This window comes from Mesorhizobium sp. J428 (assembly GCF_024699925.1).
In the GTDB taxonomy this organism is placed as follows: Bacteria; Pseudomonadota; Alphaproteobacteria; order Rhizobiales; family Rhizobiaceae; genus Mesorhizobium_A.
The window spans coordinates 212,804-234,156 of record NZ_JAJOMX010000001.1; the positions used below are offsets into that span (position 1 = coordinate 212,804).

Sequence of the window (21,353 nt, forward strand, 5' to 3'; positions counted from 1 at the left end):
AGCGCGGGTTGCGGGCGCCATGGCGGATGGCGACGATTTCGATCTTCTGTCCACGACGCCGGAGGAATATCAGATACGGGAACGGGTGGGTGTTCAGTATTCTAAATCTGGGTCGCGAGCAGTTGCCCGAGGATCTCCGAGAAACGAGCACGGAACTTCTCCGCCGCTTGCGGCGACACGCCCCTCAGATAAGTGAGTGTTCGATCAAGATCGCTCGCGCCTTGCGGTGTGACGCGAACGGTGAAGCTCATGCACGATACTTGTTCAGGATCGCGTTCAACTCGTCTTCGGTAACGAATTCACCCCGATCGGCTTCCGCAAGGCCGGTTTTGATCGCGGCCAGATCCTTCTCGGAAAGCACATAGACATCTTCCTCGCCTCCGTGCACGATCTCCAGGATCGTGCGGGCAAGCTCATCCTGCTCTTCCGGCGAAAGCTGCTTCGCCTCTTCAAATGCAAGTTCGAGAAGCTTGGTCATACGTAGAATTTAGCACGACAGCCGCAATCGGCCTAGCATTCTACCCCTCCGGCAAACACTCCAGCTCGGAAAGCTTCCAGCCGCTCGACACCGATACGATGTCGGCGATCTTCCAAGTCCCGCCTTCCTTCGTCAGCAGCCACTGCATCTCGCGCGTGGCGTCGTCTCCTTCCGGAAACAGCGTGAAGCGCGCCGTCACCGTGGCTTGGTCGCCCTGCACGTCCTCCGACAGCTTCAGCGTCTTCTTGATCGTGTCGTCGTTATAGTCCTGCGCGTCGATGCCCGGGCCGAAGTCGATGCAGCCGATCTCGCCCTCGGGCATCTTGTCGTTGAGGTCGAACAGCTTCTTCGCCGGCCCGGTGAAGCGGTCGCGGAAGTCCGGATCGGCCTCCCACTTCACCGGCACGTAGAAGAAGCGCACCGCGTCCGAAGCCGGGCCGGCGATGGCGGGCAGAGCGTGGAAAGCAAGGATGGCAACGAGAGCGGTCTTGCGGAACATGGCGAATCCTCCGTTTCGGCCCTCAATACCACGCATCGTCCATCGATGCCTTCCTGCGAGCAATGAAATCCCGAAGCGCTTCGTCTATCCCCTCATCCAGCGGCGGCGCCTCGTACTCGGCCAGCATCTTCTTCCATTTGCCGTTGGCGCGCGTCGCAGCGTCGACGCTGCCCGCCGCCTCCCACTTCTCGAACGGCTCGTTGTCGGCCATCTCCGAATCCCAGAAGGCCGTCTCGTAATTCGCCAGCGTGTGCTGCGAACCGAAGAAATGGCTCCCGGGCCCGACCTCGCGGAAAGCGTCGAGCGCGAGCTGGTTGTCGTCGACCCTCACCCCGTCGAGATAGGTGTGCAGTGCGCCGCAGAAGTCGGCATCCATCACGAATTTCTCGTAGGACATCGACAACAGCCCATCGAGGAAACCTGCCGAATGCAGGATGAAGTTGGCGCCGCAGTGCACCGCCGCCAGCATCGACATCGTGCCCTCGTTCATCGCATGCGCGTCGGGCAGCTTGGACGTGGTGAAATTACCCGAGCAGCGCAGCGGCAGACCGAGCCGCCTCGCGAGCTGCCCCACCACCATTGAGCCGATCGCCGGTTCCGGCGTGCCGAAGGTCGGCGAGCCTGAGCGCAGCGACATGGATGAGAGGAAGTTGCCGTAGATCACCGGGCAGCCCTTGCGTTCGAGCTGCGTCAGCGCACAGCCGGCCATGGTCTCGGCATGCGCCTGCGCGATCGCGCCGGCATTCGTCACCGGTCCCATCGCCCCGCCGAGGATGAACGGCACGACCACCGCCGCCTGGTTGGCCCGCGCATAGGCGCGCAGCGCCGTGGTCATCGTCGCGTCCCAGACCAGCGGCGAATTGACGTTGACATTGCCGAGGATGACGCAGTTCCCGTCGACGAAGTCACGGCCGAACACGAGCCGCGCCATCTCGATCGAATCCTCCGCCCGGCTCTCTGCCGTCACCGAGCCCATGAAGGCGCGGTCGGAGTAGCGTATATGGCTGTAGACCATGTCGAGATGGCGCTTGTTTACCGGCACGTCCACCGGCTCGCAGATCGTCCCGCCCGAGTGATGCAGCCAGGGCGAGGCCTGCGCCAGCTTCACGAAATTGCGGAAGTCTTCGATCGTGCCGTAACGGCGGCCTTTGTCCATATCCATCACGAAGGGCGAGCCATAGGCCGGCGAAAACACCACCGATTTTCCGCCGATCTCGACAGAGCGGGCCGGGTTTCGCGCGTGCTGGATGAAGCTCGCGGGCGCGCTCTTCAGGATCTCCCGCAGCATGCCCGGCTCGAACTTCACCAGCACACCGTCGATACTCGCGCCTGCCCGCTTCCAGTGATCGAGCGCGATGGGATCGTCGCGGAACTCGATGCCGATCTCGGCGAGAATCCGGTCGGCCGTCTCCTCGACGCGGATCAAGCTCTCCTCGCCGAGAATGTCATAGGTCGGGATGTTGCGGACGATGTAGGGTCGGCCAAGGCCGCGCGGCCCATGCGCGCGCTGCTCGCGCCGCGCGCCCCGCCCCGCCCGCTCGCGCCTGGGCTGTACCATCTGGTCGAGTGCGTCCATGAGCACCTCCCGTCTTTTGGCAACAGTAGCGTGGCCGCGCGGTTGGCCGAAAGCAGGCGTTGCGTCACCGGCTGGCGCATCTGCGTCTCGACGCGTTGCTCGGAACGAAACGCGCCGGCGGTGCGTTTCGGGTGTTGACCTTCCACCGGCTGGAAGGACTAGCGGTCCTCCATCACGAAAGGAGATCAACCATGTCCACCCCAGCAAACCGCTCCGCCACCCTGGCGCTCGCCGTCGCGCTCGCAGCGCTTTCCCTGCCCGCCCTCGCCCAGATGGATCACTCCAAGATGGCGCATCAGATGAGCTCGGCATCCACCGCCTACATGGACGCGATGGCGAAGATGGATACCGATATGAAGGCGATGCAGATGACCGGCAAGCCCGGCGCCGACTTCGCCATGATGATGATCCCGCACCACCAGAGCGCCATCGACATGGCCAAGGCCTATCTGGAAAGCGGCGAGAACGATCCCGAGCTCACCAAGCTTTCGCAGGACATCATCGCTGCCCAGGAGAAGGAGATCGCCTTCCTCAAGGGCTGGCTCGAAAAGAACGCCGACAAGTAGCCCTACGTCGCGATCAGGCTCGCCGGCCGCGTGCCGGCCAGCCTCGCGGCCCACATGCCGACGAACATCGCCGGCACGAAGACCAGCGTGCCGGGCGCTGCGAGCCCGATCGCCGTCAGCGCCGGGCCGGGACAGAAGCCGGACAGGCCCCAGCCGAAGCCGAAGATTGCCGGACCGACGAAGATTCTTGGCTCGAGATCCGTCCGGCCCGGAATGTGGAACCTCGACCCGACGACGGGCCGGTCGCGCTTCAGCACCAGCCTGTAGCCGAAGAACGCCACGACAACCGCGCCGCCCATCACGAAGGCGAGCGACGGGTCCCATGTCCCGGCGAGGTCGAGGAAGTTCAGCACCTTGGTGGGATCGGACATGCCCGAGATCACCAGCCCGATGCCGAAGAGCAGCCCGAGCGCGAGATTGACGACGAAGGTCATCTTCAGCCTCCGATCAAGTGGCGGGTGACGAAGACGGTGACGAACGCCACGGCCATGAACACGCCCGTCGCCACGGCCGAGCGCAGCGACAGCCGCGACATGCCGCACACGCCGTGCCCGCTGGTGCAGCCATAGCCCCAGACCGAGCCGAACCCGACGATCAGCCCTGCCGCCGCCATCAGCGGCAGGTTGCCGGACACGGTCTGCGTCAACGGCTCGCCCGTCACCGCCTGCATGACGAAGGGCGCCGCGACGAGGCCGATCACGAAGCCCAGACGCGACAGGAACGCGCCGTCGCGATAGGGCGGCAGCAGCCGGCTCGCGATCGTGCTGATGCCTGCGATCCGGCCCTCATAGGCCATGAGGAGGACCGCCGAGAGCCCGATCAGCGCCCCGCCGATAAACGAGGCAAGTGGGGTGAATTCCGTCACGTTCCGTCTCCTTTCAGGCCCGCCCGGCTTCCGGAAGCGTCAGCCCCAGGGACCGCCGGTCAGCAGGTCGAGCGGGATCTTGAGATAGCGCTTCCCGCTCGCCTCCGGCTCCGGCAGCCGCCCGCCGTTGATGTTCACCTGCAACGCATGAAGGATGAGCTTCGGCATCGGCAGCGTCCGGTCGCGCGCATCGCGCACCTCGCAATAGTCTGCCTCGGACTTCGCCTTGGAGATATGGGAGTTCTTTGCTTTTTGTTCGGCAACCGTGGATTCCCATTGCGGTTCACGGCCTCCGGGCTGGTAATCATGTCCGGTAAACAGCCGCGTCTCGTCCGGCAGGGCCAGGATATCCTGGATTGAGCGCCACAGCCGCTTGGAACTGCCGCCTGGAAAATCCGCCCGCGCCGTGCCGGAATCCGGCATGAAAAGTGTGTCGTGCACGAAAGCCGCGTCGCCGATCACATAGGTGATAGAGGCGAGCGTGTGGCCGGGCGAGAACATCACGCGGCCCTTCAGTTCGCCGATCGAGAACGCCTCGCCCTCCGCAAACAGCTTGTCCCACTGCGACCCGTCTGCAGGGAAGTCGGGCCAATTGTAGAAGTCCTTCCAGAGCTTCTGCACCTCGACGATATGGTCGCCTATGGCCGTCGGCGCGCCCGTCTTGGCCTTCAGATACTGCGCGGCGGAGAAATGGTCGGCATGCGGATGCGTGTCGAGGATCCACTCAACCGTCAGCCCCTTCTCGGCGACGTAGTCGAGGATCTTGTCCGCGTTCCAGGTCGCGGTTTGGCCCGACTTCTCGTCATAGTCGAACACCGGATCGACGATCGCACAGCGCTTCGTCGCCGGGTCCGACACGACGTACTGGATCGAGAAGGTTCGTTTGTCGAAGAAGGCTGCGACATCGGGTTTGGCAGTGCTGGTCATGGTGGGTCCTGGTTTGGGCCGGGCTCAACGTCTCCACATTGGCGGCCGCGGAAGAGGGCGATTCCTGCATATTGGCGAAAAAGCGATCCTGCAATCGATGCCGATATGAAATCCTATTCCGAAGCGCATCAGCGGTTGCCATGAGGCTCTCACCGACTATGTTCGGTTCCATGACGGACTTGCAGGCAACGCCAGCGGCGCCCGCCACCCATGCCCCGCGCCACAGGTACGGCGATCTCCCGGCGAGCGTCGAAGGCCGCGCCCTCTTCCTCGACGTCGACGGCACACTTCTCGACATCGCCGACCGGCCCGAGGATGTCCAGGTTCCGCCGCACCTGCTGGACAGTCTCGCACTGCTCTCGGCCCGCCTCGAGGGAGCGCTCGCGCTGGTTTCGGGCCGCAGCCTGGCGCGTCTCAAGCAGTTCTTTCCCGATCTTTCCTGCGGCCTCGCCGGCCTGCACGGCGCGGAAATCGCCTATCCGAACGGAACTCATGCTGCAGTGCAGCGTTCGCCTGAGCTGCAAGGCGCGATCGAGGCGCTGTCGCGCGTTGCGACGACCTGGCCCGGCGTCGAGATCGAGGACAAGGGCGGCGCCTTTGCCGCTCACTATCGCCTCGCACCGCAATTCGCGGCGGCGGTCGAGGTCGAGATGGAACGGTTGGCACGCCGGCTGGGGGATCAGGTGGTGGTGCAGAAAGGGAAATGCGTGATCGAGATCAGGCCGGCGGGGCATGACAAGGGGACGGCGCTGCTGGAATTCATGTCGCAGCCACCTTTCGCGGGCCGCACGCCTGTCGCGGTCGGCGACGACTTGACCGACGAGGCAATGTTCCGGGCCGCCAACGAACTCGGCGGCTTGTCGGTGAAGGTCGGGGCGCAGGGCGACACCCTCGCTCGCGGCATCGTCTCCTCCCCCGGCGACGTCAGGGCCTGGATCGCGGACGTCGCCCGATGAACCCGAAGATGTCTCTCGATCTCGGCGTGATCGGCAATGCCGCCGCGGCAGCGCTCGTCGACCGTGCTGGTTCTATCGTGTGGATGTGCGCGCCACGTATGGATGGCGACCCGGTCTTCTGTAGGCTGCTCGGCGGCGAGGACGGAACGGCGGCCGGCGAAACCGGCGACTGGTCGATCCGGATCGAGCGTATGGCGTCGAGCCGCCAGTCCTATGTGCGCAACACCGCGATCCTGGAGACCGTGCTGGAGGACGAGGACGGCAATGGCCTGCGCATCACCGATTTCGCGCCCCGCTTCAAGTCGGTCGGGCGCATGTTCCGGCCGCTCACCCTCATCCGCATCATCGAGCCGCTGAAGGGCGCCCCCCGCGTGTCGGGCACTCATGCGGCCGAGGTGGAACTACGGCGCGCATGCGCCCGAGACGACGCGCGGCTCGAACCATATCCGCTTTATCCTGGGTGAGCAGGTGCTGCGGCTGACGACGAACGCGCCGGTCGAGTTCGTCCAGCGCGGCACACCCTTTCTCGTCGACCGTGCCTACGCCTTCGTCTTCGGCCCGGACGAACGGCTCGCCGCGCATCCGCTCGACACGGCGCATTCCCTCCTCCGGGAAACGCGTGACTACTGGATCGACTGGGTCCGCAGCCTGCATCTGCCCGCCGACTGGCAGGACGTCGTGATCCGCTCCGCGATAACCCTCAAGCTGTGTTCGTACGAGGAGACGGGCGGCATCGTCGCGGCGCTCACCACGTCCATCCCCGAATATGGCGCGACCGGCCGCACCTGGGATTACCGCTTCTGCTGGCTGCGCGATTCCTTCTTCACCGTGAAGGCGCTCAACGCGCTCGGCGCCACGCGGACGATGGAGGACTATCTCGGCTATGTCTCCAACATCGCCGCCGCCTCGCCGCAGGGCTATCTGCAGCCCTTGTTCGGCATCGGCCTGGAGCGGCGGATCGACGAGGAGATCGCCGGCTCGCTCGACGGCTACCGCGGCCTCGGGCCCGTGCGCCGCGGCAACGCCGCCTATACCCAGGTGCAGAACGACGGCTACGGCTCGGTCATCCTCTCGGTCATCCAGTATTTCTTCGACGAGCGCCTTCCCGGCATGGGCGAGGAATCGCTGTTCCGCCGGCTGGAGCCGCTGGGCGAGCAGGCCTTTGCCCGCTGGGACGTGCCGGACGCCGGCCTGTGGGAATTCCGCACCCGCAATTCGGTGCACACCCATTCCAGCCTGATGTGCTGGGCGGCCTGCGACCGGCTCGCGCGCATCGCTGCAAAGGTCGGCCTTGCCGACCGCGTCGACTACTGGCGCGGCCGGGCCGACACGATCCGCGAGGGCATCCTCGCCCGAGCATGGAACGAGGAACTGAAAGCCTTCGTCTCGACCTTCGAGGGCAGCGATCTCGACGCGAGCCTGCTGCTCATCCCCGAGATCGGCCTCCTGCCCGCTGACGACCCCCGCTTCCTGTCGACGCTCGCGGCCATCGAGAAGCATCTGCGCTTCGGGCATCATCTCTACCGATACCGCACGCCGGACGATTTCGGCGAACCGGAGACGGCTTTCACCGCCTGCACCTTCTGGCTGATCGACGCGCTTGCCCGCGTCGGCAGGGCCGACGACGCGCGCGCCATCTTCGAGGACGTGCTCGCGCACCGCAACCATCTCGGCCTTCTGTCGGAAGGCATCCACGTCGACACGGGCGAACTCTGGGGCAACTATCCCCAGACCTATTCGATGGTCGGCCTCATCAACGCCGCCATGCGTCTGTCGCGGCGCTGGGAGGACATGCTGTGAGCCGGCTCGTCGTCGTCTCGAACCGAGTCCCCATGCCCGGCAAGGGCAAGGTGCATGCCGGCGGCCTCGCGGTCGCTCTCGAGGCTGCCCTTAACGCCAGGGGCGGGCTTTGGATGGGCTGGTCGGGCTCCTCTAGCGGTGCGCGCGAGCCGGGTGCCATGACGATCCGGCAGGAAGGGCCGATCACTTACGCCCTGACCGACCTCAGCAGGAAGGACATAGACGAATATTACGCCGGCTTCGCCAATTCGACGCTCTGGCCGCTCTGCCACTACCGTCTCGACATCACCGACTATGCGCGCAAGGACATGGCGGGATACTTCCGCGTGAATCGCTTCTTCGCCCGCCAGCTCGGCCCTCAATTGGCCGCCGAGGACGTCGTGTGGATCCACGACTACCACCTCATACCGCTTGCGGCCGAACTGCGCCGGATGGGGGTGAAGAACCGCATCGGTTTTTTCCTGCACATTCCGTTCCCGCCGCCCGACGTGTTCTTCGCTCTTCCCGTCTACGCAACTATTCTCGAGACGCTGGCGGACTATGACGTGGTCGGTTTCCAGACGCGGCACGACGCCGATAATTTTACTGCCTGCATCGAGCGCGAAGGCATCGGCCGTCAGATCGAGCGGGGCGTGATCGAGACGCGGAGCGGCTTCCGCTTCAGGGCCGGCGTATTCCCGATCGGCATTGACACCCGCGGCTTCGAGAAGATGGCGGCTGAGTCGGTCGCCAATCCGGCCGTGCGCAAGATCGCCCGCTCACTGCGCGATCGCGAAGTAGTCGTCGGTGTGGACCGGCTCGATTATTCCAAGGGCATACCGCAGCGCATGCAGGCATTTGACCGCTTCCTGCGCGACAATCCGGCGTACTAAAGGCCGCGCGACATTGCTGCAGGTGACGCCTAAGTCCCGTTCGGATGTGCCGCATTACCTCGAGATGCAGCGCGAGGTCGCCGAACTCGCAGGCCGCGTCAATGGCGAGCTCGCCACGCTCGACTGGACCCCGATCCGCTACGTCAATTCCTCGATCAACCACAGCATCCTGGCCGGTCTCTACAGGCTGGCCAAGGTCGGTCTTGTCACGCCGATGCGCGACGGCATGAACCTTGTCGCGAAGGAATACATCGCGGCCCAGGATCCGGCCGATCCGGGGGTTCTCGTACTTTCCCGCTTCGCCGGCGCCGCGCGCGAGATGCAGTCGGCGATCCTGGTCAATCCGTACGATACGGAGGCTGTTTCGCAAGCCATCGCGCAGGCATTGTCCCTGCCGCTTCCCGCGCGCATCGAGCGGCATGCCGCGATGCTCAATCACCTGCGGCGCCACGATATCAGCGCCTGGTGCAGCGCCTTCCTCGACGCCCTGCGGGACAGCAGACCGGCCGGCTGACGCTGCCCTATTCGCAGAGCGCGCGCAGCACCGCCGGCTTCTTGATCTCCACCGTGCGCAGGCTGACCAGCTTGATGACGCCCTGCGCGCGCAGCTTGGAGAACACGCGGGAGACGGTTTCGATCGTGAGGCCGAGATAGTCGCCGATGTCGGTGCGCGACATCGGCAGATCGAACTGCTCCAGCCCGCCCTGCCGTTCGGCCATGTCGAGCAGGAATGCACCGATCCGCTCCACTGCGTTCTGGCGTCCGACCACCAACAGATGTTCCTGGGTGCGCACGAGGCAGCGGACCGCGAACTCCATCACCTCCGGCGTGACGCTGCCGGCGCTGGCGCGCGGCAGGACGCGCAGGCCTGTCGCACCGACCGCATCGGCAAAGAAATGATGCACGCCGTCGGCCTGGAACCCGAAGACTTCACCCGGCAGGTGGAAGGCCGAGATTTGCCTGCGGCCGTCGGCCAGCAGCCTGTAGACGCGCACGGCGCCGAACTCCACGCGGTAGAGCCGGTCCGCCCTGTCGCCCTGGGCGTAGATTTCCTCGCCGGAGGCAAAGAGAACCGGTGCGGGAACCGTGGCGGGGCCGCCCGGAACGGAACCGTGAGCGGGAGAAATCAGGAAGATCGGAGCGGTGGTCATCGCGGTTCCCTCTTGGAGTGACGGGAACATCAATCGCTCAAAACGCGCTGCCGCAGAATCCGGTTACCTCCCTACGGGTTACTACGTAGAGGTCGCGTTATAGAAGGGCGTCGCGGACGGCCTGGACGAGATTCTGGCCGAGGAACGGCTTTTCGACGGTATGGATGGTCAGGTTCACGGGGAGCTCCCGGGTCCGGTCGCACAGCAGGACGATCGCGTCAGCGACGGTCCCGAGACGGTCCCATGCGTCCGGCTCGCCGACGGTCGCATCCTCGTCGACGACCGCGCAGCGCGGATGCGCCGTTCCCGTCGCGTCAGACAGGGGTACGGCCTCATGCGCGCTGACGTCATCCCCTTCCGCTTCCAGCAGAAAGGCGATCGAACGCCGCAGTTCCTTGTCGGGTGCGATGACGAGCACTTTCGCGTCGATTCTCAAGCTCGGTTCCTCGGTGCCACAGACATGGCAGCGATGTGACAACGAGCGAACCTACCGTCGCAGCGCGGACGCCTCCTTGCGGCAAATCAATTCGGGGCTTGCCGATCCCGGGATCACTGGTCGAGGACCCCGGCGGCGATCGCCATGCGCACCAGTTCGGCGAGGCTTCTCGCTTCCATCTTCGACATGATGTTCGCACGGTGCACCTCGACAGTGCGCGGCGAGATGTCGAGGTCGTAGCCTATGGTCTTGTTCGGCAGGCCTGCGACGATGCCCGACAGTACCTCGCGCTCGCGCTCGGTCAGCGTGGCGAGCCGGCTTGAGATCGACTGGACGTCGTTGGACGCCACCTTCTCGATCTCCTCGGCCGCGCGCTTGATGCTGTCGATCAGGATCTGGTCCTCGAACGGCTTCTCGATGAAATCCAGCGCGCCCGCCTTCATCGCCGCGACCGCCATCGGCACGTCGCCGTGGCCGGTTATGACGATCGCCGGGATCCTCCTCCCCTGCTCGCGCAGCCGGCGCAGCAGTTCGACGCCGTCGATATCCGGCATGCGCAGGTCCGTGACCAGGCAGGCATTGCGTATGTCGGGCGCGACCCTGAGAAACGCCGTCGCCGATTCGTGCAGCCGCACCGTGAAGCCCTCGATCGTCAGCAGGAACGCCAGCGACTTCCGCACCGGCTCCTCGTCGTCCACGATGTGAACGACGTAGTCACCTATCGTCATTGCTCTGCGTCTCCCTGTATGCAGGCAGCGTGAAGCGGAACGTCGCGCCGCCATGTTCATTGCGGGCGACGGAAATCTCGCCGCCATGCGCCTCGATGATCCGCCGCGAGATGGACAGGCCGATGCCCATGCCGCCCGACTTGGTGGTCACGAACGGCTTGAACAGCCGCTCGGCGATCTCCTCCGAAATGCCGGGTCCGGTGTCCGCCACCTCGATGACCGCGAAGCGATCGTCCGGATAAGTGCGCACCGTGAGCTCCTTGCGCTCGCTCTCGCGCATCGCCTCGGTGGCATTGCGCATCAAATTGGTCAGCACCTGCTGGATCTGCACCCGATCGGCAAAGACGAAGTCGGCGCCGGTATCGAACTGGAACACGACCCGAACGCCCTGCTCGCGCGACCCCACCAGTGCCAGCGCGCCGGCCTCCTCGACCAGCTTGCGGATGTCCTCGCGCGTCTGCTCAGTCTCCCCGCGCATCACGAATTCGCGCAGGTGCCTGATGATCTGCCCTGCCCGCAGCGATTGGGCTGCGACTTCCTCCAGCGCCTCGCGCAGGCGCATCGCGATTGCATCCGGCGCATCGCGCAGCATGCGCACACATCCCTGCGAATAGTTCGCGATGGTCGACAGCGGCTGGTTCAGCTCGTGCGCGAGCGTGGACGCCATCTCGCCGAGCTCGTTCAGGCGGGCGAGCCGCGCCAGCTCCGACTGCACCTCGCGCAGCCGCGCCTCGGATTCCTCGCGTTCCGTCAGGTCGCGGATGAAGCCCGTGAAGAACAGGCTGTCGCCCGAGCGCATCTCGCCGACCGCGAGCTTCATCGGAAAGGTCGATCCGTCCTTGCGGGATCCGACCACCACGCGGTCGATGCCGATGATGCGCCGCTCGCCCGTGTCCATGTAGCGGTTGATGTAGCCGTCATGCTCGCGCTGATAGGGCTCCGGCATCAGCATGCGCACGTTGCGGCCGACCACCTCGCTCTCGCTGTAGCCGAACTGCCGTACGGCGGCTGCGTTGAACGAGACGATGGTGCCCTTCCGGTCGATCACCACCGTCGCATCGGGCACGGTGTCGAGCACGGAACTCAGATGCGCCTCGCGCAGCCTGAGCTGCCTCTCGGTGTCTGCCATCTCCGCATAGGCGGCGCGCAGCACCTCGCCAAGCCAGGCGATAATTCCGCCGGCTACGGCAAAGATGCCGAGGCCGAGCCAAGGGGCCTCTGCGAATTGCGGCGAGAGATTGATAAGGACATAGGCGCTGGCAAGCGAGGCGGCGACGCTGAACAGGCCGGGGCCCAGCCCACCAACGATCGAGGCGAGCACGATCGCGGGCGCGAAGACGATGAACAGCAGTGGCCCGTTCCAGACCTTCTGGACGAAGACCTGCAGCGCGAACGTCAGCAGGACTGCGACGACCGCGATCACATAGCGCGCGAGCGGGCGATTCTCCCGCGCGAACAAATCCGCCAACAGCCTACCGCTCCGGGAGGCGACGGGCATCAGTTTCATCTATGGACTCTGGCGAGGGCCGTTGGTCTTGCTTGGTTCAGGTGTGACGAATACACCACACTCCGCGCTTTGCGAAGCGCTGATGGAGCGCTACCGGCAGCCGATGCTTCGGTTCAATGTCGCGCCACGGCCGGCGACCCGTCGGCCAGCACGTCCGAGGGGTGCACCACCACCACGTCACCCGGAGAAAGCCCTCTCAGCACCTGGGCTGTCTCGTCGTTCATCCTGCCGATTTCCACCGCGATCTCCGACAGCCGACCCTCGGCCAGCCGGAACACCCGCCACGTATCGCCGGAGCGGAACAATGCGCTGATCGGCACCTGGAGGCAGGAAGGGCAGTCCCAGATCGCGAGCTCCGCCACCACTCGGAAACCGTGCCCCAGCCCAGGAGCGCCCTTGTCCAGATCGAAAACGACGTTGACCCGTTGTTCCTCGATGCCGAGCGCGGACACCTTGGTGAACGCCGCCGGATCAATCTTCCGTACCGTGGCCGACAGCGCCCCCTCGCCTCCCCATTCCAGGATGTCAGCCTTCGTCCCCGGCGCGATCCGCATCGCATCGGCTGACAGAAGGTCCACCACGATCTCCAGCTTCGACGTGTCGCCGATCTCGGCCACGACCGCGCCGGCGGCCACGGCCTGCTCGCTGCGCGTGTGCACGGCCAGCACCGTGCCGTCGATCGGCGCCAGCAGCGTCACGCAGCAGTCTGCCGCATTGCGGCTTGCGCTGTTCGGCTGGAGCAGCCGCGCCTCTGCGCTGGCGAGCTCCGCCTGCCGGTAGCCCACCGTCGCGCGCGCGGCATCGACCGCGGCCCGCTGCAGCGCGACTTCGTTTCTGTTTCGCTGGAGTGTGCTTTCCGAGATCACGCCGGGCCCGAACAGCTTGAGCGCTCGCTCCAGCTCTTCCTCGGCCAACTTGAGCGACGTCTCGGCGCGGCCGAGTTCGCTGGTTGCGATGCCGACACCGGAACGCGCCGCGTCGCGGGCGGCCAGCAGCTCCGCCTCTGTCCGGCGGTCGATCAGCGGCGGGTCGAGCGGATGGATAGCGGCCACGATCGTCTTGCCGGCGACGACACTGTCGCCCTCCTCCAGCACCGTCCGCGACATATGGCCGGCGATCGGAGTCGAGACGGCATAGACGTCGCGGACCCTGGCGATCCCCTCCTCGCGGATGGTCACGCGCATCGACCGCTCCGTCACCGTCGCCACGTCGACCTGCGCCGGCTGCTCGCGCAGCGCCCACCAGGCCGCGCCCGCCACGGCGAGGGCCGCGGCTGCATAGCCCGCTCGTCTCGGCCAGGATCGTTTCATGTCTCAATCCCTCGTTTTCAAAACCCGCACGAGATCGAGCCGATCGATGCGCCGGCGCACGATCAGGGCGGACAGGGTGGCAATAGTAATGACGACCAGGCTGGCGACAGCGAAGGTCGACCGCTCGATCACGAACGGGATGCGGAAGAGATCGCTCTCGAAGCCACGCACCACGGACCACGAAAGGGCCGTGCCAAGTCCCCAGCCCAGCGGCTGGGCGAGCGCCACGATCAGCGCGAGTTCCACGAGAAGGACGCTGGAGACCTCGCCGCTGGTGAAGCCGAGGACGCGCAGGCTCGCCAGCTCCCGCGCCCGCTCGGAGAGCTGGATGCGTGCCGAATTGTAGACGACCCCGAAGGTGATGATCACGGCGAGCGAGATGTAGACGCTGGTCATGATGGTTATGTTCTGTTGGATCGTTTCGCGGAAATGGACCCTCGAAACGGCTTGGAGCGCTATGCCGCCGATCGCCGGCGTCGACTTGACCGCGTCATAGAGCTCGTTGAGCCGTGCATGGTCCAGCGCGACGCGAACGCCGGCGACACGCCGTCCGTCGCCGATGAGGCGGTCGAGCGCGTCCGGATGCATGTAGACCGCGAGCCCGACATAGCTCTGCACGACCGCCGTCACCACGGCGCGCGTTAACCTGCCGCCATATTCGAGCAGTTCGACCTCGACGACGTCGCCCGCGCGGACATCGAGCAGGCGGGCCAGCCGTTCGGGGATGAGCAGTCCCGCCGGCGGCATGGTGACTGGCGCGAGGTCGGTGTCGAGCACCCGCGTCAGGTCCGTGTCGTCGGAGACCGTGGAGATCGACACCCGCCGCTCGCGATGCCCGTGGCGCAGCACGATCTGCGCGGCGCGAAAGCTCTCCGCCCGCGTGACGCCCGGCAGGCGACCAGCCGACTGCAGCGCATCCGTCGCGCGTGGATTGGCGAAGACCAGCGTCGCGTCCTGCCGCTCGGCGCGGAAGAAGACCGTATCGACCATGTAGGCAACAGAATCGTAGGAAAAGAGCGCCGTTATCAGGAGGGCCACCGCCAGCGAGGTTCCGAAGGTGGTGAGCAGCGCTCGAACCGGCCAGCGCACCAGATGGCGCAACGCCATCAGCGTCAGCTGCGATATGTGCCGCGTGATCCCTTCCCGGCCGAGCGCCAGCGACCGGTAGAGCGTCGGTGCGGGAGGCTGCATCGCCACCGCCGGCGGCAGCCGCACCACGCCCATGATCGCACGCACGCTGCCCGCCAACGCCGCCACCGCGCTGATCGCGCCGGCCACGACATAGAGGTCGGCGCTCTGCCGGAACACCAGGAAGGGGAAGGAGAAGAAGTCGCCGTAGATATGCGTGAGCCCGCGGCCGAGATAATAGCCAACGACCGACCCGACGGCCGTGCCGATCGCCGCGATCACCAGCGTGAGCTTCGCGTAGTGCCAGGCGATGGCGAAGGAACCGTAGCCGACGGCCTTCATCAGCCCGACCTGCTCGCGCTCCAGCGAGATCAGCCGCGTCAGGATCATGTTGATCAGGAAGGCCGAAACGAAGAGGAACACCGGCGGAATGACGGCGGCCATCGCCCTCAGCTGGATGAGTTCGTTGTCGAGGAAGGCATGCGAGATCTGGTCCTTGCGCTCGACCGCGCCCGTGCCCCCATACGGCTTCAGCAGGCGGTCGACCGCGTCGATCACGTCGGCCAGGCGCGCGTCGCCCTTGGTGCGGATGACGAGGTCGTTGAACGCCCCTTCCATGTCGAACAAGCCCTCGAGTGCGGTGCGGGGCATGAACATCACGCCGAACCGGCGCTGGTCGGGCACCATGTCGCCCGGCCCGATGGCGTAGACGAATTCCGGCGACAGGACGATCGCAGTGATCGTCAGCACGCGCTTGCTGCCGTTCATGATGGTCGAGAAGCGGTCGCCCGGCTCCATGCCATGCGCCTTGGCGAAGCTCTCGAGCACGGCGACCTCGCCGTGGCGCGCAGCATCGGGCCATTGTCCCTTGCGCAGGTAGAGCCTGTTCACTGCCGGCTCACCCGCATCCGGTATCGAGACCATGACGCCGGCCGCCGGCTCCGCCATACCCTCGATGTCGAGGACAACCGACTTCGACACCCGCAGCTCGACCCCGCTGACGCCGCCGATCCGCGTCAGTTGCTCGCGCAGGCTGAGCGGCGCGCGGGTCGCCCCGGCGAACACCGTGCCGAAGCGGTATCGCTCGTAGAAGGCCGAACGCGTCTCGTCGAGCGAGCGGTAGGCCCCGACCGCGGTGACGATCGTCGCGACGCCGCACGCCATCACCAGCGCGATGGCCAGCACCTGCGCCCACATGCGCAGGAGATCGCGGAAGAGCTTGCGGTCGAGTACCGGCATCCTACCAGCTCACGTCCGAGGGCTGGAGCTTATGGTCGTTCCGCACCGCTTCGACGATGGCGCCGTCGCGGAACGTCACCACTCGGTCGGCGATCTGCCGGATGCCCGCATTGTGGGTGATGATCGCCATCGTCGTGCCGAGGTCGCGGTTGATACGCGACAGGGCTTCGAGCACCAGCACGCCGGTCTTGGAGTCGAGCGCCCCGGTCGGCTCGTCGCAGAGCATCAGCTCCGGCTTCTTGGCAATCGCGCGGGCGATCGCGACGCGCTGTTGCTCACCGCCCGACATCTGGGCCGGGAAATGCTCCATGCGGTCCTGGAGTCCGACCATCGCCAGCGCCTCTTCCGGCGGCATCGGATCGGGCGCGATCTCGGTGACCAGCGCGACGTTCTCCCAGGCGGTGAGGCTCGGGATGAGGTTGTAGAACTGGAAGATGAAGCCGACGTGCTCGCGCCGGAAGCGCGTCAGCTGCCCCTCGGTGCATGCCGTGAGTTCGAGGTCGCGGAACCAGGCCTTGCCGGACGTGGCGCGGTCGAGCCCGCCCAGTATGTTGAGCAGCGTCGACTTGCCGCTTCCGGACGGGCCGAGCAGCACCGTCATCTCGCCGCGGTAGAGTTCGAGGTCGACGCCGCGCAGCGCGAAGATGTCGACCTCTCCGGACCGGTAGATCTTCGTCAGTTGCTGCGCGTGCAGGATCCGTTCGGACACGTCGGTAGCCTCGATACGACATCCTTCCTACCGGATGGACCGCCCCATACCTTGACGCGCGTCAAACGTGCGATCATGCGCGATCGACCGGGCCGGACGACCTGTCCCTGGCCTTCCGCTGCCGCGCGGCCGCCTTCGCCAGAAGGTCGAGCACCTCTGCGTCGTCCAGTTGATGGAACTCGCGGTAATGATAGCCGAGCGCCCTGAAATGCGGCGGCTGCGCCAGGCACACGACACGGTCGGCCTCGTGCGACAGTTCCATCACGGCCTCTTCCGAGGCCACCGGCAGGGCGACAATGATTTCCGCCGGCGAACGCCGCCGCAGCGCGCGCACCGCCACCTTCATGGTCATGCCCCGTCGCTGCGCCGTCATCGACCAGGATCACCGTCTTGCCGCTCACGGACACCGGCCGGCGCGTGCCGAGATAGGCGGCCCGTCGGCGCTCGAGTTCCGGCCTCTCCTGCGCTATCAGCCCGGCCAGTTCCTCTTCCTGCAGGTTGTAGGCCTCGACGATCTCGCGGTTGAGCACCACGTCCGGCGGGTTGCCGTCCACGATCGCTGCTACCGCCAGTTCGCGATTGCCGGGCGCGCCCACCTTGCGCACGATGACGAGATCGAGCCGCGCCCCAAGAGCCCGCGCCACTTCGTCGGCGACAGGCACCCCGCCGCGCGGCAGCGCGAGCACCACCGGCTCTCGCGGGGCGAGCGCTACGACTTCGGCGGCGAGCAGTTCGCCAGCCTCCTTGCGGTCCCGGAACATCGCCTCAGTGCACCGGCCGACGCCGGAGCGGCGCGGCACGGACCCGGTCGCATAGATGCCTCATCTCGCACCTCGTCGGTCACGATCGAAAACGATGCAAGGATTTCCGGTCGCCCGCGGTTCCGCCTTGATACGGATCAAGAGGCTGCCAAAGGCCACCACTGCGGGACTCGGGCTGTCCACGGCTATATTCTACAAACTTAGTAGACATTATTGACATTACGGATCTTTGACGCATACTCACCCTGCACGAGTCAGGAGGTTGAAATGAGGATTTTTTCCTGGCCCCCGTTCCGGGCGCTGACGTCAGCCCTCTTCCCTCGGTTCGAGGAACCGAAGGAGCTTTCGCACATTGCCAGGTCGGACCGTGGCGACCGGGCATCCAGCGAGCGCGAGCCGGAGCGGCTCGACGGCTTCTACTGGACCTGGTCCATGCACGGCCATTGGTAGACGACGGAAATGATCGAGGCGGCCGCTCTTTCGGGACGGCCACGACCTGAGGAGATCGTCATGACGCGTTTGCTTCCCCCGCTGTACGAAGGCCATGCGCCGATTTTCCTGCACCTTGCCTTCGAAGAGGCTCTCGAAGCCTATGACGAATGGGGCCTTGCCCTGCCCGAACCCACCGTGGAATTCGAGGGCCTGCAGGTGCCGATCAGCTCGCTGTTCGGCCGGATGCGCTCCTGTACCGACATCCTGCCCGCCCGGGTGCTCGACCGCGTGAGCGAGCTTCTCGGCCCCGGTTCCATCACCGGTTCCAACCCCACCTATGCCGAGGCGGCGGTCGCCATGCGCGCGGTCTCCGTCGAGCGGCTCAAGGGCGGCGTGCCGCTACGCCTTGCGATGTCGAATTGACGGAGAGAACAGTCATGTCCGTGATTGATCGATCCGACAACCCGCCCCGCAGCCGCCCCGGCCAGCGGACCATTGCCGAGCGCGCCCTGCCGGCAGCCGTCGGCACTGTGCCCTATCTCATGTTCCTTGTGTCGATCGGCTTTGCGGCCGGCATCACCCTGGGTCTCTTCTGAATCTGTAAAGCCGGCGCCACCCCACCCTGAAGGGAGGAGTATGCAATGGAAGCGGAATTCACCTATGTCGACGCGTCCTCGGCCGGACGCGACGTCGCTGACCACACCGGCCGGCTGCTCCACGTCATTGAGGGCGCCGGTTTCGTGAAGGTCATGCCCGCCCCCGGAACAGTGGTCGGCACGACGAGCCCCCTGATCGAGCGCCTGCTCGCCGGGCACGGCGAGGCCATCGCCGGATGGACGCACAGGCCGAATGCCCTCGATCCGATCTGTGCTGCCCGCGACATCGCGGCGATCGACGCGATGAGCGGCGGCCATGTCGAGTTGCGAGTCGAGGCCCATTTCGGCGAGGCGGCCGACCGGTTCGGCCTCGCCAGCCACGTCGCCCGGATGCAGTTCCTCGACGAGTATCTGGTGCTCCTCAAGCGGCTCTGGTCGAACGACAGGCCGTTCGAGCACCAGGGCCGCTATTTCGGCTTCAGCTGCGGCTATGTCCCGCACAAGGGTCCGCGCGGCTCGGCGATCCCGTTGCGTCTCAGTGGCATGACGGGAGCAGCCATCCGCGTCGCCGCTCGCCATGCGAGCGTGGTCGAGATCGCGCCCGTCGCGCCGGATCACGCGCGCCGGCACATCGCCCGCATCCGGGAGATCGCATCGCATTTCGGCAGGGCGAACCGGATCAGGTTCGCACTTCCGGTCTCGCTCGCGGCGCAGGCCGACATCGATGCCGTGCCGCTGTCCGGCAAGCCCGAGGACATCGCCCTCAAGCTGCTCGAATATGCCGATGCCGGCGTCTCCGAGTTCATGATCTCGGGCCTTGGGAATGAGGAGGCGATCGCCGCATTTGGCGGCACGGTCCGGCCGATCGTCGCCAATTCGCTTCGCCGCCTGGCTGCCCCTACGGCGCCGGCCGCGCCTGTGCGCCGGGAGGCGCTGCCGTAGCAGGCTCCGCCAGCCGGCGCGCAAGGGCCGCGCATTGCTGGCGGATTTCCTGGATCGCATCCACCTCGAAGAAGGCGCCGCGCGTCGGCGGACCGGCCGCGAAGATGCGGTCGGACGCGCGGCCGTCGGCGGAAATCAGCGCGCATTCCGCCGTCACGTCGAGCCCGAGCCGCAGCGGATCCGGCCGCGCGAGACCGCGCTCGACCAGGTTGCGGATCACCGGCGACGAGCTCTGCGTGATGTCCCGGATGATGCCGGTGCAGTCGAACACGCGGTCGAAGGCGTCCTCTTCCGTCTGGCGCGCGCCGCGGCGGCGGAAGCGAAGGCGCTTGCGCCCCTCCTGCTCCTCCAGTTCCACGACACGGCCGGCGATCAGCTCAAGCGACCCGTCGCCCAGCGCCTTTTCCGCCCGGTTGCGGATATCCTGCGGGATACGGTGGCGGTGGATGTCCCACCATGCCTTGTAGTGCTGGAGAAAGCGCCTTCTGGCGCTCACCGGCCAGTCCATCCAGATGCGCTGGTTGAAGGGGCGCACGCCGTCGATCACGTCGCGCCAGTTCCGGCCCGTGGCCTCCGCTTCGCTGATCAGCCGCGTGAACCAGCGCACGAAATAGGAGAACTCCGTGCCGAGCGGAATGTCGGCCAGGTCGAGCTGCAGCGGCCGCCTTTCGGCGCTGTGCGGATGCGGCAGCAGGCCGCGGCGCGACAGAACGACGATCCTGCCCCGGTGCCCGCGGCTCGCCAGCGTCAGCCATGCGTCGATCATGCTGAGGCCGGTGCCGAGGATCAGCACGTCGTCATCAGGCTCGGCTTCGAGCTCGTCGGCGATGCAGGGCCGCGCCGCGAAGCCGAACTGCGGCCCCGGTTCCGGATCGTGGCCGACCGCGAGCACAGCGACGTGGCTCGGCAGGCTCACGCCGCTTTCGAGCTGCACGCTGACGCCCGACAGGGTCGGCGTCACACCGATGCAATTGTCCTGCACCACCCGCAGCCGCGCCTTGGCCGTGCCATCGCCGGCCGCCTCGCCGACCAGTTCCGCCAGGTAGCGGCCGTACAGGTGACGCGGCAGGAAGTCGGTGGAGGATTGGCCGCCATCGAGGCCGTTGTTCACGATCCAGTTCCAGAAATGGTCCGGCTGGTCGGTAAAGGCGCCCATGCGCCCGGCGGCGACGTTGAGCAGATGGAGGTCAGTCGAGGTGGAATAGGCCAGCCCCTTCCCGGGGTCGGGTCGCCGTTCGACGAGCGTGACGCGCAGGTCCTCGCGCGTGGATCGCAGAAGATGCAGCGCAAGCAGCGATCCGGTCGCGCCGCCGCCGATGATGGCAATCGAGGTCCGGGCCTGGCCGCTCATCGGCCCTGCCCCGGCTTAGATCGGATCAGGCGAGGATCTGCAGCGCCTGCGGCAGGTCGTCGTTGGCCGCGTCCCGCATCTCGGCGAGGCTGCGTTTGTCCAGCACCTCGGCGATCGCCTGGCGAACGTCGAGCATTATGTGACGGACTTGGCATGTGGCCTCGTCACAATCGTCGCAGGGCTGGTATTGCGTGCGGCTGGCGCAAGGGATCGGCGCGAGCGGGCCGTCGAGGACGCGCACCACATGGCCGACCTTGATCTCGGTCGCGGGGCGCGCGAGGCGGTAGCCGCCGTCCTTGCCCTTCCGGCTCTGGACGAAACCGGCATTGCGCAGCTCGCTGAGTATGGCGTCCAGGAACTTCTTCGGAATATTCTGGTCGCTGGCGATCTCGTTGACGAATGCCAGATCCCCGACCGGCAGCTTCGCGAGATACACGAGCGCCTTGAGGCCGTATTTGCCTTTTCTGGTGAGCATTTCCGATGCTTTTCTACTGCTCGCCGCCCAACGTGGTGCGGTCTGACCG

At 66.1% G+C, this 21,353-nt stretch carries 25 protein-coding genes and 2 pseudogenes; 9 read left to right on the forward strand and 18 right to left on the reverse strand.

The window, feature by feature from the left end; translation table 11 throughout:
* Positions 1-101: 101 nt before the first annotated feature.
* Genes LRS09_RS01035 through LRS09_RS01050 form a run of 4 tightly spaced genes read right to left on the reverse strand, consistent with a single transcriptional unit; the run spans position 102 to position 2,553 of the window.
* Positions 102-251 (reverse strand): type II toxin-antitoxin system RelE/ParE family toxin, encoded by a 150-nt coding sequence (locus LRS09_RS01035; protein ID WP_257803723.1) that lies wholly within the window; start codon positions 249-251, stop codon positions 102-104.
* A complete protein-coding gene (locus tag LRS09_RS01040) occupies positions 248-478 on the reverse strand; it encodes a hypothetical protein (RefSeq protein WP_257803725.1) in 231 nt (76 codons plus the stop codon). The genes LRS09_RS01035 and LRS09_RS01040 overlap by 4 nt, the downstream gene beginning before the upstream one ends.
* A 40-nt stretch (positions 479-518) precedes the next feature.
* Positions 519-977, reverse strand: coding sequence for a YbjP/YqhG family protein (locus tag LRS09_RS01045; RefSeq protein WP_257803726.1), 459 nt, complete (start codon positions 975-977; stop codon positions 519-521).
* Between the two features lie 22 nt (positions 978-999).
* Positions 1,000-2,553 (reverse strand): trimethylamine methyltransferase family protein, encoded by a 1,554-nt coding sequence (locus LRS09_RS01050; RefSeq protein ID WP_257803727.1) that lies wholly within the window; start codon positions 2,551-2,553, stop codon positions 1,000-1,002.
* Between the two features lie 191 nt (positions 2,554-2,744).
* On the opposite strand from LRS09_RS01050, the gene LRS09_RS01055 reads away from it, so the two are divergent.
* Positions 2,745-3,119, forward strand: coding sequence for a DUF305 domain-containing protein (locus LRS09_RS01055; RefSeq protein WP_257803728.1), 375 nt, complete (start codon positions 2,745-2,747; stop codon positions 3,117-3,119).
* Between the two features lie 2 nt (positions 3,120-3,121).
* Here the strand turns inward: LRS09_RS01055 and LRS09_RS01060 are convergent, their stop codons facing one another.
* From LRS09_RS01060 to LRS09_RS01070, 3 genes are read right to left on the reverse strand one after another with little or no spacing between them, the layout of a single operon-like run.
* Positions 3,122-3,553 (reverse strand): DUF6691 family protein, encoded by a 432-nt coding sequence (locus LRS09_RS01060; RefSeq protein WP_257803729.1) that lies wholly within the window; start codon positions 3,551-3,553, stop codon positions 3,122-3,124.
* 2 nt (positions 3,554-3,555) lie between these two features.
* Entirely contained in the window at positions 3,556-3,984 is a 429-nt protein-coding gene (locus LRS09_RS01065) for a YeeE/YedE family protein (RefSeq protein WP_257803730.1), read from the reverse strand.
* A 39-nt stretch (positions 3,985-4,023) separates the two neighbouring features.
* On the reverse strand, positions 4,024-4,911 hold the full coding sequence (locus LRS09_RS01070; RefSeq protein ID WP_257803731.1) for an MBL fold metallo-hydrolase: 888 nt from the start codon (positions 4,909-4,911) through the stop codon (positions 4,024-4,026).
* A gap of 170 nt (positions 4,912-5,081) precedes the next feature.
* Between LRS09_RS01070 and otsB the strand changes: the two genes are divergently transcribed.
* The 4 genes and pseudogenes from otsB (at position 5,082) to otsA (ending at position 9,053) form a co-directional block, all read left to right on the forward strand.
* Entirely contained in the window at positions 5,082-5,867 is a 786-nt protein-coding gene (gene otsB, locus LRS09_RS01075; RefSeq protein WP_257803732.1) for a trehalose-phosphatase, read from the forward strand.
* The gene (locus LRS09_RS29930) at positions 5,864-6,331 is read left to right on the forward strand and encodes a trehalase-like domain-containing protein (protein WP_308240263.1); all 468 of its coding nucleotides are present in this window, start codon (positions 5,864-5,866) and stop codon (positions 6,329-6,331) included. Before otsB ends, LRS09_RS29930 begins: the two co-directional genes overlap by 4 nt.
* The gene (locus LRS09_RS01080) at positions 6,252-7,667 is read left to right on the forward strand and encodes a glycoside hydrolase family 15 protein (RefSeq protein WP_308240264.1); all 1,416 of its coding nucleotides are present in this window, start codon (positions 6,252-6,254) and stop codon (positions 7,665-7,667) included. Before LRS09_RS29930 ends, LRS09_RS01080 begins: the two co-directional genes overlap by 80 nt.
* Positions 7,664-9,053: pseudogene (gene otsA / locus LRS09_RS01085) on the forward strand (alpha,alpha-trehalose-phosphate synthase (UDP-forming)). The gene LRS09_RS01080 and the pseudogene otsA overlap by 4 nt, the downstream one beginning before the upstream one ends.
* Before the next feature lie 7 nt (positions 9,054-9,060).
* Here otsA and LRS09_RS01090 read toward each other — a convergent pair.
* From LRS09_RS01090 to LRS09_RS29940, 9 genes and pseudogenes are all read right to left on the reverse strand, one after another.
* A complete protein-coding gene (locus tag LRS09_RS01090; RefSeq protein ID WP_257803734.1) occupies positions 9,061-9,690 on the reverse strand; it encodes a helix-turn-helix domain-containing protein in 630 nt (209 codons plus the stop codon).
* Positions 9,691-9,787: 97 nt separating this feature from the next.
* Positions 9,788-10,126: a hypothetical protein gene (locus LRS09_RS01095; RefSeq protein WP_257803735.1), complete on the reverse strand. Its 339-nt coding sequence runs from the start codon at positions 10,124-10,126 to the stop codon at positions 9,788-9,790.
* A gap of 113 nt (positions 10,127-10,239) precedes the next feature.
* On the reverse strand, positions 10,240-10,848 hold the full coding sequence (fixJ, locus tag LRS09_RS01100; protein ID WP_257810093.1) for a response regulator FixJ: 609 nt from the start codon (positions 10,846-10,848) through the stop codon (positions 10,240-10,242).
* Complete coding sequence (locus LRS09_RS01105; protein WP_374684799.1) at positions 10,841-12,361, reverse strand: PAS domain S-box protein; 1,521 nt, start codon at positions 12,359-12,361, stop codon at positions 10,841-10,843. The genes fixJ and LRS09_RS01105 overlap by 8 nt, the downstream gene beginning before the upstream one ends.
* A 113-nt stretch (positions 12,362-12,474) precedes the next feature.
* Positions 12,475-13,671: an efflux RND transporter periplasmic adaptor subunit gene (locus LRS09_RS01110; RefSeq protein ID WP_257803736.1), complete on the reverse strand. Its 1,197-nt coding sequence runs from the start codon at positions 13,669-13,671 to the stop codon at positions 12,475-12,477.
* Between the two features lie 3 nt (positions 13,672-13,674).
* Positions 13,675-16,038, reverse strand: coding sequence for an ABC transporter permease (locus tag LRS09_RS01115; protein ID WP_257803738.1), 2,364 nt, complete (start codon positions 16,036-16,038; stop codon positions 13,675-13,677).
* A gap of 1 nt (position 16,039) precedes the next feature.
* On the reverse strand, positions 16,040-16,747 hold the full coding sequence (locus tag LRS09_RS01120) for an ABC transporter ATP-binding protein (RefSeq protein WP_257803739.1): 708 nt from the start codon (positions 16,745-16,747) through the stop codon (positions 16,040-16,042).
* 73 nt (positions 16,748-16,820) lie between these two features.
* Positions 16,821-17,099, reverse strand: coding sequence for a hypothetical protein (locus LRS09_RS29935; protein WP_308240373.1), 279 nt, complete (start codon positions 17,097-17,099; stop codon positions 16,821-16,823).
* A gap of 58 nt (positions 17,100-17,157) precedes the next feature.
* Positions 17,158-17,508 (reverse strand): annotated as a pseudogene (locus LRS09_RS29940) (phosphoribosyltransferase family protein); the annotation flags it as partial.
* A 267-nt stretch (positions 17,509-17,775) separates the two neighbouring features.
* On the opposite strand from LRS09_RS29940, the gene LRS09_RS01130 reads away from it, so the two are divergent.
* From LRS09_RS01130 to LRS09_RS01145, 4 genes are read left to right on the forward strand one after another with little or no spacing between them, the layout of a single operon-like run.
* Complete coding sequence (locus LRS09_RS01130; RefSeq protein ID WP_257803740.1) at positions 17,776-17,958, forward strand: hypothetical protein; 183 nt, start codon at positions 17,776-17,778, stop codon at positions 17,956-17,958.
* Positions 17,959-17,967: 9 nt separating this feature from the next.
* Positions 17,968-18,363 carry a hypothetical protein gene (locus tag LRS09_RS01135; RefSeq protein WP_257803741.1) on the forward strand — a complete coding sequence of 132 codons (396 nt, stop codon included), beginning with the start codon at positions 17,968-17,970 and terminating at the stop codon, positions 18,361-18,363.
* Positions 18,364-18,377: 14 nt separating this feature from the next.
* Complete coding sequence (locus tag LRS09_RS01140; RefSeq protein ID WP_257803742.1) at positions 18,378-18,536, forward strand: hypothetical protein; 159 nt, start codon at positions 18,378-18,380, stop codon at positions 18,534-18,536.
* Between the two features lie 45 nt (positions 18,537-18,581).
* Positions 18,582-19,478, forward strand: coding sequence for an LLM class flavin-dependent oxidoreductase (locus LRS09_RS01145; RefSeq protein WP_257803743.1), 897 nt, complete (start codon positions 18,582-18,584; stop codon positions 19,476-19,478).
* On the opposite strand, the gene LRS09_RS01150 is transcribed toward LRS09_RS01145, so the two are convergent.
* The gene (locus tag LRS09_RS01150; RefSeq protein ID WP_257803744.1) at positions 19,435-20,829 is read right to left on the reverse strand and encodes an FAD/NAD(P)-binding protein; all 1,395 of its coding nucleotides are present in this window, start codon (positions 20,827-20,829) and stop codon (positions 19,435-19,437) included. The genes LRS09_RS01145 and LRS09_RS01150 overlap by 44 nt on opposite strands.
* Before the next feature lie 25 nt (positions 20,830-20,854).
* Positions 20,855-21,304, reverse strand: coding sequence for an Rrf2 family transcriptional regulator (locus LRS09_RS01155; protein WP_257803745.1), 450 nt, complete (start codon positions 21,302-21,304; stop codon positions 20,855-20,857).
* Between the last annotated feature and the right edge of the window lie 49 nt (positions 21,305-21,353).

What these genes read in the sequence shown, in the direction of transcription:
- LRS09_RS01060 (WP_257803729.1), bottom strand. Translation starts at nt 3,553, where the DNA reads ATGACCTTCGTCGTCAATCTCGCGCTCGGGCTGCTCTTCGGCATCGGG.
- otsB (WP_257803732.1), top strand. Translation starts at nt 5,082, where the DNA reads ATGACGGACTTGCAGGCAACGCCAGCGGCGCCCGCCACCCATGCCCCG.
- LRS09_RS01130 (WP_257803740.1), top strand. Translation starts at nt 17,776, where the DNA reads ATGAGGATTTTTTCCTGGCCCCCGTTCCGGGCGCTGACGTCAGCCCTC.
- LRS09_RS01055 (WP_257803728.1), top strand. Translation starts at nt 2,745, where the DNA reads ATGTCCACCCCAGCAAACCGCTCCGCCACCCTGGCGCTCGCCGTCGCG.
- LRS09_RS01105 (WP_374684799.1), bottom strand. Translation starts at nt 12,361, where the DNA reads ATGAAACTGATGCCCGTCGCCTCCCGGAGCGGTAGGCTGTTGGCGGAT.
- LRS09_RS01070 (WP_257803731.1), bottom strand. Translation starts at nt 4,911, where the DNA reads ATGACCAGCACTGCCAAACCCGATGTCGCAGCCTTCTTCGACAAACGA.
- LRS09_RS01090 (WP_257803734.1), bottom strand. Translation starts at nt 9,690, where the DNA reads ATGACCACCGCTCCGATCTTCCTGATTTCTCCCGCTCACGGTTCCGTT.
- LRS09_RS01080 (WP_308240264.1), top strand. Translation starts at nt 6,252, where the DNA reads ATGCGGCCGAGGTGGAACTACGGCGCGCATGCGCCCGAGACGACGCGC.
- LRS09_RS29935 (WP_308240373.1), bottom strand. Translation starts at nt 17,099, where the DNA reads ATGACCATGAAGGTGGCGGTGCGCGCGCTGCGGCGGCGTTCGCCGGCG.
- LRS09_RS01150 (WP_257803744.1), bottom strand. Translation starts at nt 20,829, where the DNA reads ATGAGCGGCCAGGCCCGGACCTCGATTGCCATCATCGGCGGCGGCGCG.
- LRS09_RS01135 (WP_257803741.1), top strand. Translation starts at nt 17,968, where the DNA reads ATGATCGAGGCGGCCGCTCTTTCGGGACGGCCACGACCTGAGGAGATC.
- LRS09_RS01140 (WP_257803742.1), top strand. Translation starts at nt 18,378, where the DNA reads ATGTCCGTGATTGATCGATCCGACAACCCGCCCCGCAGCCGCCCCGGC.
- LRS09_RS29930 (WP_308240263.1), top strand. Translation starts at nt 5,864, where the DNA reads ATGAACCCGAAGATGTCTCTCGATCTCGGCGTGATCGGCAATGCCGCC.
- LRS09_RS01035 (WP_257803723.1), bottom strand. Translation starts at nt 251, where the DNA reads ATGAGCTTCACCGTTCGCGTCACACCGCAAGGCGCGAGCGATCTTGAT.
- LRS09_RS01115 (WP_257803738.1), bottom strand. Translation starts at nt 16,038, where the DNA reads ATGCCGGTACTCGACCGCAAGCTCTTCCGCGATCTCCTGCGCATGTGG.
- LRS09_RS01045 (WP_257803726.1), bottom strand. Translation starts at nt 977, where the DNA reads ATGTTCCGCAAGACCGCTCTCGTTGCCATCCTTGCTTTCCACGCTCTG.
- LRS09_RS01110 (WP_257803736.1), bottom strand. Translation starts at nt 13,671, where the DNA reads ATGAAACGATCCTGGCCGAGACGAGCGGGCTATGCAGCCGCGGCCCTC.
- LRS09_RS01155 (WP_257803745.1), bottom strand. Translation starts at nt 21,304, where the DNA reads ATGCTCACCAGAAAAGGCAAATACGGCCTCAAGGCGCTCGTGTATCTC.
- LRS09_RS01050 (WP_257803727.1), bottom strand. Translation starts at nt 2,553, where the DNA reads ATGGACGCACTCGACCAGATGGTACAGCCCAGGCGCGAGCGGGCGGGG.
- LRS09_RS01145 (WP_257803743.1), top strand. Translation starts at nt 18,582, where the DNA reads ATGGAAGCGGAATTCACCTATGTCGACGCGTCCTCGGCCGGACGCGAC.
- LRS09_RS01040 (WP_257803725.1), bottom strand. Translation starts at nt 478, where the DNA reads ATGACCAAGCTTCTCGAACTTGCATTTGAAGAGGCGAAGCAGCTTTCG.